18 protein-coding genes are annotated in these 16,307 nt (G+C 66.9%); 6 read left to right on the top strand and 12 right to left on the bottom strand.

Translation table 11 applies throughout. The features are described from left to right. Positions 1-179: 179 nt before the first annotated feature. Positions 180-1,031: a class III extradiol dioxygenase family protein gene (locus tag AC3QL2_RS17730; RefSeq protein ID WP_493235152.1), complete on the bottom strand. Its 852-nt coding sequence runs from the start codon at positions 1,029-1,031 to the stop codon at positions 180-182. A 3-nt stretch (positions 1,032-1,034) separates the two neighbouring features. Then, complete coding sequence (locus AC3QL2_RS17725; protein ID WP_481121712.1) at positions 1,035-1,388, bottom strand: protocatechuate 4,5-dioxygenase subunit alpha; 354 nt, start codon at positions 1,386-1,388, stop codon at positions 1,035-1,037. Between the two features lie 87 nt (positions 1,389-1,475). Between AC3QL2_RS17725 and AC3QL2_RS17720 the strand changes: the two genes are divergently transcribed. From AC3QL2_RS17720 to AC3QL2_RS17700, 5 genes are all read left to right on the top strand, one after another. Further along, positions 1,476-2,414 (top strand): LysR family transcriptional regulator, encoded by a 939-nt coding sequence (locus AC3QL2_RS17720; protein ID WP_493235151.1) that lies wholly within the window; start codon positions 1,476-1,478, stop codon positions 2,412-2,414. A 188-nt stretch (positions 2,415-2,602) separates the two neighbouring features. Further along, positions 2,603-3,925: a GTPase HflX gene (gene hflX / locus AC3QL2_RS17715; RefSeq protein WP_493235150.1), complete on the top strand. Its 1,323-nt coding sequence runs from the start codon at positions 2,603-2,605 to the stop codon at positions 3,923-3,925. 42 nt (positions 3,926-3,967) lie between these two features. After that, positions 3,968-4,354, top strand: coding sequence for a hypothetical protein (locus tag AC3QL2_RS17710; RefSeq protein WP_493235149.1), 387 nt, complete (start codon positions 3,968-3,970; stop codon positions 4,352-4,354). Positions 4,355-4,370: 16 nt separating this feature from the next. Continuing rightward, positions 4,371-4,763, top strand: a complete 393-nt coding sequence (locus tag AC3QL2_RS17705) for a VOC family protein (protein WP_493235148.1) — start codon at positions 4,371-4,373, stop codon at positions 4,761-4,763. Next, positions 4,760-5,365: a GNAT family N-acetyltransferase gene (locus tag AC3QL2_RS17700; protein ID WP_493235147.1), complete on the top strand. Its 606-nt coding sequence runs from the start codon at positions 4,760-4,762 to the stop codon at positions 5,363-5,365. The genes AC3QL2_RS17705 and AC3QL2_RS17700 overlap by 4 nt, the downstream gene beginning before the upstream one ends. Here AC3QL2_RS17700 and AC3QL2_RS17695 read toward each other — a convergent pair. From AC3QL2_RS17695 to AC3QL2_RS17650, 10 genes are all read right to left on the bottom strand, one after another. Continuing rightward, on the bottom strand, positions 5,355-6,311 hold the full coding sequence (locus AC3QL2_RS17695) for an AEC family transporter (RefSeq protein WP_493235146.1): 957 nt from the start codon (positions 6,309-6,311) through the stop codon (positions 5,355-5,357). The genes AC3QL2_RS17700 and AC3QL2_RS17695 overlap by 11 nt on opposite strands. Positions 6,312-6,389: 78 nt before the next feature. After that, on the bottom strand, positions 6,390-7,379 hold the full coding sequence (locus AC3QL2_RS17690; RefSeq protein WP_493235145.1) for an aldo/keto reductase: 990 nt from the start codon (positions 7,377-7,379) through the stop codon (positions 6,390-6,392). Positions 7,380-7,530: 151 nt separating this feature from the next. Continuing rightward, positions 7,531-8,493, bottom strand: coding sequence for a Gfo/Idh/MocA family oxidoreductase (locus tag AC3QL2_RS17685; RefSeq protein ID WP_493235144.1), 963 nt, complete (start codon positions 8,491-8,493; stop codon positions 7,531-7,533). Further along, positions 8,494-9,348, bottom strand: coding sequence for a class III extradiol dioxygenase subunit beta (locus AC3QL2_RS17680; RefSeq protein WP_493235143.1), 855 nt, complete (start codon positions 9,346-9,348; stop codon positions 8,494-8,496). A 2-nt stretch (positions 9,349-9,350) separates the two neighbouring features. After that, positions 9,351-9,791, bottom strand: a complete 441-nt coding sequence (ligA, locus tag AC3QL2_RS17675; protein ID WP_493235142.1) for a protocatechuate 4,5-dioxygenase subunit alpha — start codon at positions 9,789-9,791, stop codon at positions 9,351-9,353. 56 nt (positions 9,792-9,847) lie between these two features. Then, positions 9,848-10,765 carry an amidohydrolase family protein gene (locus AC3QL2_RS17670; RefSeq protein ID WP_493235141.1) on the bottom strand — a complete coding sequence of 306 codons (918 nt, stop codon included), beginning with the start codon at positions 10,763-10,765 and terminating at the stop codon, positions 9,848-9,850. An 11-nt stretch (positions 10,766-10,776) separates the two neighbouring features. Beyond that, complete coding sequence (gene ligK / locus AC3QL2_RS17665) at positions 10,777-11,472, bottom strand: 4-carboxy-4-hydroxy-2-oxoadipate aldolase/oxaloacetate decarboxylase (RefSeq protein ID WP_493235140.1); 696 nt, start codon at positions 11,470-11,472, stop codon at positions 10,777-10,779. Positions 11,473-11,517: 45 nt separating this feature from the next. Beyond that, positions 11,518-12,546, bottom strand: a complete 1,029-nt coding sequence (locus AC3QL2_RS17660; RefSeq protein ID WP_493235139.1) for an amidohydrolase family protein — start codon at positions 12,544-12,546, stop codon at positions 11,518-11,520. Positions 12,547-12,664: 118 nt separating this feature from the next. After that, a complete protein-coding gene (locus tag AC3QL2_RS17655; RefSeq protein ID WP_493235138.1) occupies positions 12,665-14,026 on the bottom strand; it encodes an MFS transporter in 1,362 nt (453 codons plus the stop codon). Between the two features lie 170 nt (positions 14,027-14,196). After that, entirely contained in the window at positions 14,197-15,288 is a 1,092-nt protein-coding gene (locus AC3QL2_RS17650) for a 4-oxalomesaconate tautomerase (RefSeq protein ID WP_493235137.1), read from the bottom strand. 114 nt (positions 15,289-15,402) lie between these two features. On the opposite strand from AC3QL2_RS17650, the gene AC3QL2_RS17645 reads away from it, so the two are divergent. Further along, positions 15,403-16,293, top strand: coding sequence for a LysR substrate-binding domain-containing protein (locus AC3QL2_RS17645; RefSeq protein ID WP_493235136.1), 891 nt, complete (start codon positions 15,403-15,405; stop codon positions 16,291-16,293). The last annotated feature ends 14 nt before the right edge of the window (positions 16,294-16,307 follow it).

Here is a 16,307-nt window from a genome sequence, read left to right as displayed (position 1 = left end):
TGCCGGGCCAATGCCCAGGGACTAAACCGCCCCTAATTCTGACACGAAAGCCGGCCCCATCTGCGCGCGGACTCGCCTTTCTCCAAGCACGAAAGGCGTCCGCGGCCCCTTCCGGGAACCGCGGACGCCCGCGTCGCTTCCTGCCAGCCGCCGCCCCTTGCCGGGACGGCGGCCATCCGTCACTCCACGTTCTCGAACAGCATCAGGCCAGCGGCCGTGTTGGAGATGGGAATGTGGTAGTTGGAATGCAGCTTCTTCACTTGATCCACACTGCCCATGGCGGCGCGGGCGGCGATCCACATCAGCAGTTCGATGCCCTGGGTGCCGGTGAAGTCGACCAAATCCTCCACCGAGTACTGGGTCGCCCAGGCCGGGTCGGTGACCAGGCTGTCCATGAACTTCAGGTCGAAGTCCTTGTTGATGAAGCCGGCGCGCTCGCCGTCCAGCTGGTGCGAAAGACCGCCGGTACCGATGATCACCACGCGGGCGTCATCATCCCAGCCGCGCACCGCCTCACCGATGGCCTGGCCGAGCTTGAAGCAGCGCTTGGCGCTGGGCAGCGGGTGCTGCACGGTGTTGATGCACACCGGCACGGTACGCACCGGCCAGGCTTCGCCGGCGTTCGGCCACAGCAGCTTCATCGGCAGCGTGAAGGCGTGGTCCACCAGCATTTCCTGGCAGGTGGTGATGTCGAATTCCTTGTCCACCAGCGACTCGATAAGGTGCCAGGACAAGTCCAGGTTGCCGGGGAAAGCCGGCAGCGTCGGGATGCCCCAGCCTTCGTCGGCATTGCTGTAGCTCTCGGCCGCGCCCACCGAGAAGGTCGGCATCTTGTCGAGGAAGAAGTTGAGGCCGTGGTCGTTGTAGATCACCACCGCCACATCGGGCTTCACTTCGTCGAGCCACTTCTGCACCGGCGGGAAACCATCGAAGAAAGGCTTCCAGTAGGCGTCTTCCTGCAGGCCGCCGGCAATGGCGCGGCCGATCGCCGGAACGTGGGAGGTAACAATGCCGCCAACAATCTTTGCCATGTCTTATTTCCCCGCTTCCAGCAGTTTCGCCTTGAAGGCTTCCTTGGTCATCCCGGTCTGTTGCGCACCGATGTCTTGCATGTCCAGCCCGAAGATGCCGGCGAACTTGGCCAGGTAGTAGGCATTGCCGCCCGCCGCGATGAGATCCAGCACATTGCGCTTGGCGATGGCCGCCGCCTGCTCGGCGTTCAGGCCATACTTGCGGCAGTAGGCGTCCTCGTCCTTCACGAACTCCGCGCGGTTGGCCGCCGAGTTGAAGGAGTAGCACATCTTGTTGAGGGCGTAACCCTTGCGGGCGGCCTCACCGTCGAAAATCGGGGTGCCGGGAATCACCCGGCGCTGCTTCGTGTCAGCCATGCGTGTCTCCGTTGTAGGAATGTGATGACGTGACGGAGTTTGACCCTACGAACAAAATGGATAAATGCAAAGACGCCGAATCGTCCCATGAGTAATTTCGATCATTTGAGCCTCGATGGCCGCCTGCTTCAGCTCCTCGTCACCGTCATCGACGAAGGCTCCATCACCCGCGCCGCCGAACGCCTGGGCGTCACGCAGTCGGCGGTCAGCCATCTCCTCGACAAGCTGCGCGGCATCGTCGGCGACCCGCTGTTCGTCAAGTCGGGGCGCGGCATCGTCGCCACCGCACGAGCCGAGGAGCTGGCCGTGCACGCCCGTGTGCTGCTCGACGAGCTGCGCCGCTTCGCCACCGCCGCCGAGTTCGATCCGGCTCAGCTCGCGACCACCTTCACCATCGCCGCCAACGACTTCCAGCGCGACCTGCTGCTGCCGCGCCTGCTCGACCGCCTGCGCACGGCGGCACCGGGCGTCACGTTGCGGGTGATCCCGTCCGACGTGCCGACGCCGGAGATGCTGCGCGACGAGCACTGCCAGCTGGCCATCTCGCCGCGCCCGCCGGAAGCCGGCGACATCCTGCAGAAGCGCCTCTTCGAGGACAGCTACCGGGTCTTCTACGACGCCGCCTGCCGTGACGCACCGGACGGCCTCGACGACTACCTGGCCGCCGAGCACGTCACCGTGCTGTACGAGCCGCGGCGCAGCCTCGACATCGACAAGCTGCTCGCCGCCCAGGGCATCCAGCGCCGCTTCGTCGCCAGCGTGCCGGGCTTCGCCGGCATCCCGTCCTTCCTGCGCGGCAGCCAGCGCCTCGCCACGCTGCCGGGCCTGCTCGGCGGCGGCCTGCTGCACGGCCTGGCCAGCATCGCCCCGCCGCTGCCCTGCCCGCCGATGCCGATGTACATGATCTGGCACCTGCGCCACCGCCACGACCCCGCCCACAGCTGGCTGCGCGCCGAACTGGAAGCCGTCGTGCCCGCCGCCCTCACCCACGCTGCTCCCACTGCGGCCCCGACCTCAACAACCTAGGATCAAGCCCTGCCCGGAACTGTGCCCACGAGGTCCATTCCCCCGCACCAGGCGCAGCGGGCTTGCCGACGCCCATCCGTGCCGTGCGTCCCCGTGACACGCACGGCACGGCCGCCACACTCATGCAGGCGCGGCGGTGATTGACGGGTAATATCCAGCCTTGACCATCCCAGCAAAGCCTTTACCGCATGTCCATTGAAGCCAAAGAAAAGCCCCGCTACGCCATCGTGGCGGCCGTCCAGCTCCCCCAGGTCAGCGACATCGAGTTCGAGGCCTCCCTCAACGAATTACGCGAGCTGGCAAAAACCCTTGGCTTCACAGTCGTCCACACCTTCATCCAGAAGCGCGCCGGCTTTGATCCGATGGCCTATCTGGGGGTCGGCAAGCGCCAGGAGATCCACGACTACGTCAACAGCAACTCCGCCCCCGACAGCGGAGACGCACCCATCGACGCCATCCTGGTGGACCACGAGATCTCCCCGTCGCAGGCCCGCAACCTCGAACTCGAAGTCGGCTGTGAGGTGATGGACCGCACCATGGTCATCCTCGAGATCTTCCACCGCAACGCGCGCTCCCGCGCCGCCCGCGCCCAGGTGGAAATCGCCCGCCTCGGCTACATGGCCCCGCGCCTGCGCGAAATGGCCAAGCTGGCCGGGCCGCAGGGCCGCCAGCGCAGCGGGGTCGGGGGCCGTGGTGCCGGCGAATCCGCCACCGAGCTGGACCGTCGCAAGATCCGCGACCGCATCGCCGAACTGCAGCAGGAAATCATCGCCATGGACGCCGAGCGCAAGACCCAGCGCGCCCGCCGCCAGGAGCGCCAGGGTCTGGCCGGCGTCGCCCTCGTCGGCTACACCAACGCCGGCAAGTCCACGCTGATGCGGGCCCTCACCGGCAGCGAGGTGCTGGTCGCCAACAAGCTCTTCGCCACGCTCGACACCACCGTGCGCGTGCTTCACCCGGAGAGCGTGCCGCGCGTGCTGGTCAGCGACACCGTCGGTTTCATCAAGAACCTGCCCCACGGCCTCGTCGCCTCGTTCAAGTCCACCCTCGATGAGGCGCTCGACGCCTCCCTCCTGCTGCACGTCATCGACGCCAGCGACCCGGGCTTCCAGCGCCAGCTCGAAGTCACCGACGAGGTGCTCGCCGAGATCGGCGCCGAAGAAGTGCCGCGCATCCGCGTCTTCAACAAGATCGACCACGTCGGCGACGCAGAGGCCCAGGCCGAGTGCGAAGCCGCGCTGCACGCCCAGTACCCCGGCTGCATCGTGATGAGCGCCCGGCGCCCCGCCGACGTCTCGCGCCTGCGCGACGATATCGTCGCCTTCTTCCAGAAGGATCTGGTCGAGGCCGAACTCTTCCTGCCCTGGTCGGCCCAACAACTACGCGGCGAGATCTACGCGCGCTGCCAGGTGCTCGGCGAACGCGCCGACGAAGAAGGCGCCTTCTTCCACGTGCGCGGCGAAGCCGACACCCTGACGGCCCTCGGCGAACAGCTCGCCCAGGTACGCTGAAGGCGGAGCCGTCCCCTTCCACCTATTGCCCACCTCGACGCCATGAACAAGACCTTACTGATCAGCCTCGCCGCGACCTCCGCCATTCTGAGCGGCTGTATCGTGGCTCCGGCCAGCCACCCGTATTACCGCGAACCCGTCATGGTCGCCCCGCCGGCGCCGCGTATGGAATACGTCGGCCCGCCACCGGCCGCCGGCTATATCTGGATCAGCGGCTACTGGAACTGGGTTGGCAGTCGCCACGAATGGTCGCCCGGCCACTGGGAAGCCCCGCGCCCCGGCTATCGCTGGGCGCCCCACCAATGGGAACGTGAAGGCGACCACTGGCGCCAGTCGGGCGGCCGCTGGGAGGAAGACCGCGGGCGCCGGGACAACCGTGATCACGATCGCGGCCACGACCGGGATCGTGACAGGGATCGGCGCGACTGAAGAAACGGGAGAGCCCATGAAACTCGGCTACACCATCATCTACGTGCCCGACGTCGCGGCGTCGATCGCCTTCTTCGAGCAGGCCTTCGGCGTGACGCGCCGCTTCGTGCACGAATCCGGCACCTACGGCGAACTCGACACCGGCGAGACCACCCTCGCCTTCGCCGCCCTCGAACTGGGTCACACGCACTTCCCGGCCGGCTTCGTCGCCGCCAGCGAATCGCCGCAGCCCCTCGGCTTCGAGGTCGCCTTCGTCACACCGTCCGTCGCGGACGCCCACACCCGCGCACTGGCCGCCGGCGCCACCGAACTGCTGGCCCCCGAAGCCAAACCCTGGGGCCAGACCGTCTCCTACGTACGCTGCCCGGACGGCACGCTGGTCGAGCTGTGCACGCCGGTGGGTGCGTGACGCCCAGCGGGCTGCCGCAGCTATCGACGCCCCTCGAGATCGACACGCCGCGTCTACATCTGCGCCAGTGGAGAGCAGCCGACCGGGCACCGTTTGCCGCCCTCAACGCCGATCCTCGGGTCATGGAGCACTTCCCAAGCCCCCTTGATCGTGCTGCCAGCGACGCAATCGCCGGGCGCTGCGAGACGCACATCGCCGAGCGGGGCTGGGGTTTCTGGGCGGTGGAGCTGCGGGATTCGGGCGACTTCATCGGCTTCGTCGGCCTCAACGTGCCGACCGCCGCGCTGCCGTTCGCGCCCTGTGTGGAGATCGGCTGGCGCCTTGCTCACACGGCCTGGGGCCACGGCTTGGCCAGCGAGGCGGCACGGGCGGCGCTGACAGCCGGCTTCGAGACGCTGGGGCTGGCGGAAATCGTGTCCTTCACGGCGCAGCCCAACCGTCGCTCCCAGGCCGTCATGGAAAGGCTGGGCATGCGGCGGACAGCCGAGGACTTCGACCATCCGGCTCTACCGGAAGGGCATCCGCTACGCCGCCACTGCCTCTACCGGCTGGACGGCGCCACCTGGCGCGCCAGCCGCCCTACAGACGCGCTCAGGAACTAAGGCCGAAGCCCGGCACGTGGTGGAGCAGCCAGATCGCCGCGGCGATGGTCACGAAGGAACCCACGGTCGCCACCAGCAGGGTTGCGGCGCAGAAGCCCTCGCGGCCGTGCTTCTGGCCGAAGATGGGATAGATGCTGAGCATCGGTGCGCTGGCCAGCAGCACGGCGCCGGCCGCGAGCAGCGGGTCCACCGGCCCGAACAGGTAGAGCCCGAGAGCCACCGCCAGCGGATGCAGGATCAGCTTGGCGAAGCTGACGACACCCACGTCCACCAGCACGTCCTTCAGCGGCAGGCCGACCAGGCTGCCGCCGATGAAGAACAGGGCCACCGGCGCCGACGCCGCGGCGACCATTTCCACCGCCTTGGCGAGCTGCGGCGGCTGGCTGACGCCGAAGAAGGAAAACGCGAAGGCGACGAAGATCATCACCACCAGCGGACTCTTGCGCAGGCCCAGCAAGGCCCGCCCGAAAACGTGGAAGAAAGGCTCGTGGCGGGCCTTGCCGGCGTCGCCCAGGGCCAGGCACAGGGGCAGCATCAACATGTTCTCGATGATCATCGACAGCGCCAGGGCCATCGACGCGGTCGGGCCGATCACCTGCAGCGCGATCGGGTAGCCCACGTAGGCGCTATTGGCGGAGCCCATGCCCATGCCGATCAGGCTGGCATGTTCGAGACTCTGCCCGCGCACCAGGCGCGCCCACGCGACGCCGATGCCCACCATTGCCACCGACCCGAACAGGTAGGCGCTCAGGTAAGGCAGGTTCAGCACCTCGGCGAAGGAGCGCTGGGAGATCGACTTGAAGACCAGCATCGGCAGCGCGATGCGGATCACGAATGCGCCCAGCGCGGTCAGCCCCGCCTTCGGGAAGATCCCGGTCCGCACGGCCAGGTAGCCCATGCCGATGAGCACGAAGATCGGGGTGGTAATGGCGAGGATGGCCAGCATGAGGAAATGGGATCCCAATAAATGCACAAGGGGCGAACGAATTCGCCCCTGCTATGTGTCGTCAGAAACCGGCCTGGATCATACGGGCAGGAATTCCTCGGTATCGATCTCGGTCTGGGTCGCAGCATTGTAGCGTGTGCCGATGACCGTTCCTTGATTGATCACAGCTTCGAGGCGGGCAATCAATTCGGGTTTCAGCGTGACCGTCGCCGCGGCGAGGTCTTCCTGCAGGTGGGCCACCGAGGTGGTGCCGGGGATCGGCACGATGTCCTCGCCCTTGGCCAGCAGCCAGGCCAACGCGAGCTGGGCCGGCGTGCAGCCGGCTTCCTGCGCCAGCGCCGCGTAGGCTTCGTAGAGGCGCAGGTTGGCGGCGTAGTTGTCGGGGGCGAAACGCGGCATGGCGCGGCGGATGTCCTTGGCGTCGAAGGCCGCCACGTCCAGCGGACCGCCCAGGAAGCCGCGGGCCAGCGGGCTGAAGGCCACGAAGGCGACGCCCAGCTCGCGGCAGGCGTCAAGCACGGCGATCTCCGGGTTGCGGGTCCACAGGGAATACTCGGTCTGCAGCGCGGCGATGGGATGCACCGCGTGGGCCTTGCGCAGCGTCGTCGCCGACACCTCGGACAGACCCAGCGCACACACCTTGCCGGCCTTGACCAGCTCGGCCATCGCGCCGACGCTGTCCTCGATGGGCACGTTCTTGTCCCAGCGGTGCAGGTAGAGCAGATCGATCACGTCCGTCTGCAGGCGGTCGAGGCTGGCCTCGACGCTGGCGCGGATGCTCTCCGGGCGGCCGTCGATGACGCGCTTGCCATCCACGCCGTGCATGCCGCACTTGCTGGCCAGCACAAAGCGCGACCGATGGGGCGCCAGCACGCGGCCGAGCAGTCGTTCATTGGCGCCGAAACCGTACAGCGCAGCGGTATCGAAGAAATCGACGCCGGCATCGAGGGCTTTCAGCAGCACTTCCGCCCCCTGCTCCGGCGCCGGCGGCACGCCGTAGGCGTGGCTGAGGTTCATGCAGCCGAGGCCGATGGGCGACACGGCGAAAGGACCGATCTTGCGCTTCAATGTGAACTCCTGATGTTTTTCCCGAAGCCCTCGTCCAAGCCCTGAGGCAGGCACAGAAGGCGTAGCGAGCGCCCCGAGGTCGCGACGAGGAACGGAGACGTACAAGCGTACGTCGAGTACCGGAATCGCGAGATCGGGACGCGCAGCAGCCTTATGCGCCGGCGTTCAACTGCTGTTCGAGCTGGTGCAGCACCTTGTAGCAGGGCAGCACGCTGGCCACGCTGGAATTCGGCTGGCGGCCTTCACGGATGGCGGCGAAGAACTCGCGGTCCTGCAGCTCGATGCCGTTCATCGACACATCCACCTTGGACACGTCGATCTTCTCTTCCTTGCCGTTCACCAGATCGTCGTAGCGGGCGATGTAGGTGGCGGTGTCGCCGATGTAGCGGAAGAAGGTGCCGAGCGGGCCGTCGTTGTTGAAGGACAGGGACAGCGTGCAGATGGCGCCGTTGGCAGCCTTGAGCTGGATGGACATGTCCATCGCGATGCCCAGGGTCGGGTGGATCGGGCCCTGGATGGCGTTGGCCTGCACGATGGGGCTGCCGGCCTGGTAGGCAAACAGGTCCACAGTGTGGGCGGCGTGGTGCCACAGCAGGTGGTCGGTCCAGCTGCGCGGCTGGCCGAGGGCGTTCATGTTGGTGCGGCGGAAGAAGTAGGTCTGCACATCCATCTGCTGGATGTTGAACTCGCCGCCCTCGATCTTCTTGTGCACGTACTGGTGGCTGGGGTTGAAGCGGCGGGTGTGGCCGCACATGGCGACGAGGCCGCTCTTTTCAGCCAGCGCCACCACTTCCTCGCCGTCCTGCAGCACGTCGCACAGGGGGATTTCCACCTGCACATGCTTGCCGGCCTTCAGGCAGGCCAGGGTCTGGGAGGCGTGCATCTGGGTCGGGGTGCACAGGATCACCGCGTCCACTTCGGGCAGCGCCAGGGCTTCGTCCAGCTCGGTGGTGACGTGGGGGATGCCGTACTTCTCGGCGACCGCCTTGGTGGCTTCCAGGTCACGGCTGATCAGCGACACGACTTCCACGCCGTCGATGTTCTTGATGCCGTCCAGGTGCTTGATGCCGAAGGCGCCGGCGCCGGCCAGCGCGACCTTGATCGTCTTGCTCATTTATTGGTTCTCCAGAATCAGATGGCCCACGCCGGTGTTGGAGGCGGGGACGTGATAGAAACGGTGCGCGACCTTGGGCGCCGGGCCGCCGGCCACGTCGTCCATGGCGCCGCGGGCGATCAGCCACATGACCAGTTCGATGCCTTCGGAGCCGGCTTCACGCACGTAGTCGATGTGCGGCACCGCGGCGGCACCTTCGGGATCGGCGATCAGCTTGTCGAGCCAGGCGTTGTCCCACTCGCGGTTGATGAGGCCGGCGCGCGGGCCCTGCAGCTGGTGGCTCATGCCGCCGGTGCCCCAGATCTGCACTTTCAGCGGCTTGTCGAAGGACTCGATGGCCTTGCGGATGGCCTTGCCCAGGTTGTAGCAGCGGCGGCCGGACGGCACCGGGTACTGGACCACATTGACCGCGAAGGGGATCACCGGGCACGGCCATTCCTGCGGGCTGCCGCACAAGAGGTTGAGGGGCACGGTGAGGCCGTGGTCCACATCCATCTTGTTGACGATGGTCAGGTCGAAGTCGTCCTGGATTACGCTCTGGGCGATGTGCGAGGCCAGTTCCGGGTAGCCCTGCACCACCGGCACCGGGCGCGGGCCCCAGCCTTCGTCGGCGGGCTGGAACTCGGCGGCACAGCCGATCGCGAAGGTCGGGATCATCTCCAGGCTGAAGGCCGTGGCGTGGTCGTTGTAGACCAGGAAGATGACGTCCGGCTTGTTGGCCTCCATCCATTCTTTGGACGGCTGGTAGCCCTTGAAGAGCGGCACCCAGTACGGGTCGGCGGTCTTGCCCAGGTCGATGGCGGCGCCAATGGCCGGCACATGGGAGGTATAAACGGATGCGGTGATCTTGGCCATGGTCAGTCCTTCTTGCGGCCAGCCTGGCCTTGCGGTTGATGCTGGGCCTGGGCGTCGCCGTCCTCGCCGATGTAGCGGTTGCCCTCTGCGGAGCGGCCGCCCTTGATCATCATGTCGCGGTATTCCTCCTCGCTCATGCCGGTCATGCTGCCGGCCATCTGCTGGAAGCTCTTGCCGTCGGTGGCGCCGATCTTGGCGAGGAAGTAGATGTTGCCGCCCAGCGCGATGCAGCGGTTCAGGTCGCGGGCCAGCACGGCCAGCTTCTGGTCTTCGGTCATCGGCCACTCATCCAGGTAGCCCCGCTCGTCGGCCTTGAAGCGCTCGCGGTTGGCGGCCTTCATCAGCGACATGCAGAACTGGTTGAGGTGGTAGCCGAGACGGGACTGCTCGGCATCGAAGATCGTCGTGCCGGGAACGTCCTTGTAGGGCTTGTCGAGTGCCATCGTGGTGTCTCCTGCCGTCCCCGCAGGCCCTTGCATGGGACCCGCGGTGGGAGCGGTCATTGTGCTTCTTCGGGCCAGTAGAGTCGCTTGGGGTTATCCACCAGCAGCTTCTGCTGCAGCTCAGCGGTCGGGGCGACGTGAGGGATGAAATCCACCAGCAGGCCGTCGTCAGGCATGTGGTCCTTGAGGTTGGGGTGCGGCCAGTCGGTGCCCCACAGCACACGGTCGGGGAACTCCTCGACGACGCGACGGGCGAAGGGCACCACGTCCCGGTAGGCAGCCTGTTCGCCGTCCAGCGCCTTGGGGCCGCTGACGGACAGGCGCTCGGGGCAGCTGACCTTGGACCACACGTTCTTGTGCTCGCGCATGAACTTCAGGAACAGCTCGAACTCCGGACCGTCGATGGGCTTGGTCACGTCCGGACGGCCCATGTGGTCGACGACCACGGTGGTCGGCAGCGCGGTGAAGAAGTCCCACAGCTCGGGCAGATCCACCGCCTCGAAATAGATCACCACGTGCCAGCCCAGCGGGGCGATGCGGGCGGCGATCTCCAGCAGCTCGTCCTTCGGCGTGAAATCCACCAGCCGCTTGACGAAGTTGAAGCGCACACCGCGCACGCCGGCGGCGTGGAGGTCCTGCAGCTCCTGGTCGGAGATGCTGCGCTTCACGGTGGCAACACCGCGGGCCTTACCGTCGGAGTGCACCAGCGCATCGACCAGCGCCCGGTTGTCGGCGCCGTGGCAGGTGGCCTGCACGATCACGTTGCGCTCGAAGCCGAGGTGGTCGCGCAGCGCGAAGAGCTGCGCCTTGGACGCATCGCACGGGGTGTACTTGCGCTCGGGGGCGTAGGGAAACTCGGCCCCCGGCCCGAACACGTGGCAGTGGGCATCCACGCTGCCGGCCGGCAGCTGGAAGCGGGGCTTGGACGGACCGGCGTACCAGTCGAGCCAGCCGGGAGTCTTGGTGAATTCCATCGTCGTCTCGCTCAGTCGATGTACTTGAGGCCAGCTTTCGCGAGGGGCTCGCGCAGGCTGTACATGTCCAGGCCCAGCTCACCGGCGGCGAAGCGGGCGCGCTTGGCGGTTTCGTTGTTCTCGCGGGCTTCAGCGGCGTCGGCCACTTGCTGGGCGATGGCGGCGGGCACCACCACTACGCCGTCGTCGTCGGCGATCACCACGTCCCCCGGGTTGACCACCGCGCCGGCGCACACCACCGGCACATTCACCGAGCCGAGGGTCGCGCGGGTGCAGCCCTTGGCGTGGACGGCGCGGCTGAACACCGGGAAGTTCATCTCGGTGAGGTCCTTCACGTCGCGCACGCCGCCGTCGATGATCAGGCCCTTGGCGCCCTGGGCCTTGTAGGAGGTGGCCAGCAGGTCGCCGAAGAAACCGTCGGTGCTGTCGGCGGTGCAGCCGGCAACGACCACGTCGCCCGGCTTGATCTGCTCGGCGGCCACGTGGAGCATCCAGTTGTCGCCCGGCTGCAGCAGCACGGTGACGGCGGTGCCGCACAGGCGGGCACCGGCGAAGACCGGGCGGATGGTCGGCTTCATCAGGCCGACGCGGCCCATCGCTTCGTGGATGGTGGCGACGCCGAAACGGGACAGTTTTTCGACGGCGGCGGGGTCGGCGCGGTCAATGTTGCGCTTGACGATACCGAGGGTGTTCATGGGCAGGCTCATGGTGGATTCCTTTTTATCTTGTCTCTCGTGTCGGGGCGGGGGTGCTTACAGACCCTTGGCCTTCAGCGCGGTGTCGAGGCGCGGATAGACGCGGCGGGCGTTGCCCTCGTAGACCTTGTAGCGGTCCTCGGCGGACAGGTTCAGGGTGCCCTCGATGTAGCGCTTGGTATCGTCGTAGTAGTGGCCGGTCTCCGGGTCGATGCCGCGCACGGCGCCGATCATTTCGGAGGCGAACAGAATGTTGTCCACCGGGATCACCTTGGTCAGCAGGTCGATGCCCGGCTGGTGATAGACGCAGGTGTCGAAGAAAATGTTGTTGAGCAGGTGGTCCTTCAGCAGCGGCTTCTTCAGCTCCTGGGCCAGGCCACGGAAACGGCCCCAGTGGTAGGGCACCGCGCCGCCACCGTGGGGGATCACGAACTTCAGGGTCGGGAAGTCCTTGAACAGGTCGGAGGTCAGGCACTGCATAAAGGCCGTGGTGTCGGCGTTCAGGTAGTGGGCGCCGGTGGTGTGGAAGGCGCAGTTGCAGCTGGTGGACACGTGGACCATCGCCGGGATGTCGTACTCGACCATCTTTTCGTAGATCGGGTACCACTGCTTGTCGGACAGCGGGGGGCTGGTCCAGTGGCCGCCGGACGGGTCCGGGTTGAGGTTGATGCCGACGTTGCCGTACTGCTCGACGCACTTCACCAACTCGGGAATGCAGGTGGCCGGATCGACGCCGGGGCTCTGCGGCAGCATGGCGGCGCCGATGAAGTTGTCGGGGAACAGCTGGCTGACGCGGTAGCACAGCTCGTTGCAGATGGCCGCCCAGGTGGCGCTGATGTTGAAGTCGCCGATGTGGTGGGCCATGAAGCTGGCGCGCGGCGAGAAGATCGTCAGGTCGGAACCACGCTCCTTCATCAGGCGCAGCTGATTGGTCTCAATGGTCTCGCGCAGTTCGTCGTCGCTGATCTTCAGCTCGGAGACCTTAGGCATTACGGACGGATCCTTGATGCCGGCGATCTGGCGGTTGCGCCACTCTTCGAGGGCCTTCGGGGCGGTGGTGTAGTGACCGTGGATGTCGATGATCATGGTGTGTTCCTTGTAGGTTCTTGCTTGTATGGACGCATTCTTTCAAGCATGAAGACTGCGCATAAGCGGTCTAGCGCTCTAGCAGCTATATCGCTTTGCTATATCTTTACCGCAACGATCAGTGGCCCGGCGCATCGGCCAGCTTGGGCTTGGCGCCGTTTGCCTCCGGATGCACGAACTCCTTCACCAGCAGGGCCGCGCCGGCGATCAGGCCGGGCACCGCGACCACCGCGAAGATGCTGCCGAAATCCAGGTGGCGGGCGCTCAGCTCGGCCACCAGGAAGGAACCGGCGATACCGCCGAAACGCCCGATGCCGAGCATCCAGGCCACGCCGGTGGCACGGCCGCGGGTCGGGTAGAAGGCCGCCGCGAGGGCTGGCATCGACGACTGGGCGGTGTTCATGATCGCGCCGGCGCCGAACACCACCGCCACCAGCAGGCCGATGCTGCCGGCCGCGTGGCCGATGGCGAAGATCGCACCAGCGGTCAGGAAGTAGCCCACCGCAATGACCCGGTTGGCGTTGAAGCGGTCCATCAGCCAGCCGAACAGGATTGCGCCGACGCCGCCGAGGGGGAACAGCGCCGAGATCAGCGTCGCAGTCTTGGGATCGAGGCCGCCGTCCTTGAACAGCACCGGCATCCAGTTGATCAAAGCATAGAAGATCACCAGCCCCATGAAGTAGGCGACCCACAGGGACACCGAGCCGACCACGTAGCTGCGCGACAGCACCACGCCGATGCCACTGCCCTCGGTCGGGGCGTGGGCCTTCTCGGTCATCACGAAAGCGGCGGCCTTGTCGGCGGCGCTGGAGATGCGGCGCAGCACGCCACGGATGTGCTCGACGGAGAAGCCCTTGGCCACCATGTAGCGCACCGACTCGGGCAGGAACAGCAGCAGCAGGAGCACCAGCGCCAGCGGCGCCAGGCCGCCGAGGCCCAGCACGCTGCGCCAGCCCCACTGGGGAATCATCCACGCGGCGAGGAAGCCGCCGAGGGAGGCACCCAGCGGAAAGCCGCAGAACATCGCGTTGGTGAGGGTCGACCGGCGCGCGTCGGGGCAATACTCGCTCATCAGCGTCACCGCGTTGGGCATCGCCGCACCAAGGCCGAGGCCGGTGACAAAGCGCAGCACCGACAGCTCGGTGAGGCTACCGGCGAAGGAAGAAGCCAGGCAGGCCACGCCGAAGATCAGCACCGACACCACCAGCAGGCGCTTGCGGCCGAAGCGGTCGGCCAGCGGCCCGGCGGAGATGGCCCCCGCCGCCAGCCCGAACAGTGCCGCGCTGAGCACCGGCGCCAGCGCCGGCTTGGTGACGCCCCACTCCTGGATCAGCGACGGAGCGATGTAGCCGATGGCGGCGGTGTCGAAACCGTCCAGCAGCACGATGCAGAAACACAGGCCGAAGATCAGCCACTGGAAACCGGAAAACGGGTGCTCATTGAGGAACGTCTGCACGTTGACGTTCTGGGTCTGGCTCATTTCGACTTCTCCTCCAGGTGCCGCCGGTGGCGGCTATTTTGGTTTGTTGAAACTCTTTTATTTCTTGTACTCGACGGCCCTGCAGGGGCGGACTCATCCGCCCGCAGCCCCGTCATCGAAGTCCGCGGGCGAATGAATCCGCCCCTGCAAAGGAAAGAAAGCCCGCCGGCTCAGCCCTGCCGGCCGTCCCACGCGGCGGCCGGCACCATCACCTCGCCGCGCATGATCAGGCGCGCGGTGCGCAGCAGCGCCGCGCGGGTGACGTTCTGCGGGTTGGCCGGATCGAGCTCCAGCTCCACCGAGAACTCGCCGGTCGGGTGTTCCACCGACACCGCCTTGACGTTGCCGTCCGGCACCTTGGCGATGCCCGCGGTAACCGAGCCTTCCAGCACGCAGGCGGTGGCCACGGTGACCGCCGCCAGCACGCCGATGGCGTCGTGGCAGACGTGGGGAATGAAGCTGCGGGTGGTCAGGCTGCCGCCTTCGCGGGCCGGCGCCACCAGGGTCATCTTGGGGTAGTTCTTAGCGCTCACGTCGCCGAGGCCCATCGCGTGGCCACAGGCGATGCGCAGGCGCTCGATGCGGTCCTTCAGCTCGGTGTCGGCGTTCATCTCGGCGACGCTCTCGTAGCCGGTCCGGCCCACGTCGGCGGCGCGGAAGATCACCAGCGGCATGCCGTTGTCGATGCAGGTCACCTCGATGCCGTCGATCACGTCCTTCACCTGGCCGGTGGGCAGCAGGCCGGAACACACTGAGCCGGCGGTATCCAGGAAGTTGATGGTGATCGGCGCCGAGCTGCCGGGCACGCCGTCGATGCGTGCGTCGCCGGCGTATTCCACCTGGCCGCCCGGCGTCTGCACGGTGATGTCGCACTGCATGTCGGTGTTGAGGGTCAGCACGCGGAAGGTGCTGGTCTCGCCCTGGGCCTGCACCATGCCGGCTTCCAGCGCGAAGGGCACCACGGCGGCGAGCATGTTGCCGCAGTTGGGGGTGGTGTCCACGGTGTCCCTGTCGGGCTGGAGCTGGGCGAACAGGAAGTCCAGATCGACCCCCGGCGTCGCGCTCTTCGAGACGATCCCCACCTTGCTGGTCAGCGGGTGGGCGCCGCCGAGGCCGTCGATCTGGCGGCGGTCGGGGGAACCCATCACCGCGAGCAGCACCCGGTCGCGGGTGGCGATGTCGGCGGGAAGGTCCGCAGCGTTGAAGAACGGCCCCCGGGAGGTGCCCCCACGCATGAAACAGGTTTTGATTGGCGTTTGCATGCGATGCATTCTTCGCCTGTGCCACCCCCTGCAATAGCGGTCTGATGCTCTAGCAGCTATAACAGTTCGTGATACCTTCCGGTACTTCCGCTGCGTCCCGAAAAGCCTGCGTCCATGGACCTGAAACAGCTCGAATACTTCGTGCGGGTTGCCGAACTCGGCAGCTTCACGCGCGCATCCATCGTGCTTGACATCGCCCAGCCGGCCCTCAGCCGGCAGATCCGACTGCTGGAGGTGGAGTTGCGCCAGAACATGCTGGTACGCAACGGCCGCGGCGTGACGCTGACCGAGGCCGGCAAGGTCCTGCTCGAACACGCCCGCGGCATCCTCCATCAGGTGGAGCGGGCGCGGGAAGAACTCGGCCGCGTGCGCGGTGCCCTCACCGGCCGCGTCGCCGTGGGCCTGCCACCGAGCCTGGCCCGCGTGCTGACGGTGCCGCTTACGCGCGCCTTTCGCGAACGCCTGCCGGAAGCGTCCCTGTGCATCCGCGAGGGCCTGTCGGTGACGATGCAGGAATCACTGATCTCCGGCCGCCTGGACGTCGCGCTGGTCTACAGCACGATGCCGTCCCCCGACATCGAGACGCGGCCGCTGCTCGACGAGGAGCTGTTCCTGATCCGCCCCAACAAGGGCCAGCCGCCGCGCCCGGTGACGCTGGAGGAAGTGGCCCAGATGCCGCTGATCATCCCCAGCCGCCCCAACGCCATCCGCATGGTCATCGAAGCCGCGCTGGCCGACGCCGGGCTGCGACCCAACATCGCCATCGAGATCGACGGCGTCAGCGCCCTCCTCGACCTGGTGGCGGACGACGCAGGCGTGGCGGTCCTGTCGAAGACCGCACTGCAGACCTCCGGCAAAGCCGACCAGCTCGTACCCCACCCGATCACCCCGCCGCTGCACAGCCGCCTGTCCCTCGCCGTCAGCGCCCTGCGCCCAGCCACGCTGACCCAGCAGGCGATGGTCGAACTGATCCGCGAGACTGTGGGCAAGAGCCTGTGTACCTAGATGGGCCGCTTCGC

It is taken from the genome of Zoogloea sp. GW822-FHT05C07 (assembly GCF_058800215.1).
This window is presented reverse-complemented; position numbering and strand designations above follow the sequence as displayed.

Excerpts from the sequence above, each read along its gene's own strand:
- AC3QL2_RS17705 (WP_493235148.1), top strand. The coding sequence starts at position 4,371 with ATGAAACTCGGCTACACCATCATCTACGTGCCCGACGTCGCGGCGTCG.
- AC3QL2_RS17685 (WP_493235144.1), bottom strand. The coding sequence starts at position 8,493 with ATGAGCAAGACGATCAAGGTCGCGCTGGCCGGCGCCGGCGCCTTCGGC.
- AC3QL2_RS17670 (WP_493235141.1), bottom strand. The coding sequence starts at position 10,765 with ATGGAATTCACCAAGACTCCCGGCTGGCTCGACTGGTACGCCGGTCCG.
- AC3QL2_RS17655 (WP_493235138.1), bottom strand. The coding sequence starts at position 14,026 with ATGAGCCAGACCCAGAACGTCAACGTGCAGACGTTCCTCAATGAGCAC.
- AC3QL2_RS17660 (WP_493235139.1), bottom strand. The coding sequence starts at position 12,546 with ATGATCATCGACATCCACGGTCACTACACCACCGCCCCGAAGGCCCTC.
- AC3QL2_RS17725 (WP_481121712.1), bottom strand. The coding sequence starts at position 1,388 with ATGGCTGACACGAAGCAGCGCCGGGTGATTCCCGGCACCCCGATTTTC.
- ligA (WP_493235142.1), bottom strand. The coding sequence starts at position 9,791 with ATGGCACTCGACAAGCCCTACAAGGACGTTCCCGGCACGACGATCTTC.
- AC3QL2_RS17650 (WP_493235137.1), bottom strand. The coding sequence starts at position 15,288 with ATGCAAACGCCAATCAAAACCTGTTTCATGCGTGGGGGCACCTCCCGG.
- AC3QL2_RS17720 (WP_493235151.1), top strand. The coding sequence starts at position 1,476 with ATGAGTAATTTCGATCATTTGAGCCTCGATGGCCGCCTGCTTCAGCTC.
- AC3QL2_RS17680 (WP_493235143.1), bottom strand. The coding sequence starts at position 9,348 with ATGGCCAAGATCACCGCATCCGTTTATACCTCCCATGTGCCGGCCATT.
- AC3QL2_RS17710 (WP_493235149.1), top strand. The coding sequence starts at position 3,968 with ATGAACAAGACCTTACTGATCAGCCTCGCCGCGACCTCCGCCATTCTG.
- AC3QL2_RS17730 (WP_493235152.1), bottom strand. The coding sequence starts at position 1,031 with ATGGCAAAGATTGTTGGCGGCATTGTTACCTCCCACGTTCCGGCGATC.
- ligK (WP_493235140.1), bottom strand. The coding sequence starts at position 11,472 with ATGAGCCTGCCCATGAACACCCTCGGTATCGTCAAGCGCAACATTGAC.
- AC3QL2_RS17695 (WP_493235146.1), bottom strand. The coding sequence starts at position 6,311 with ATGCTGGCCATCCTCGCCATTACCACCCCGATCTTCGTGCTCATCGGC.
- AC3QL2_RS17645 (WP_493235136.1), top strand. The coding sequence starts at position 15,403 with ATGGACCTGAAACAGCTCGAATACTTCGTGCGGGTTGCCGAACTCGGC.
- hflX (WP_493235150.1), top strand. The coding sequence starts at position 2,603 with ATGTCCATTGAAGCCAAAGAAAAGCCCCGCTACGCCATCGTGGCGGCC.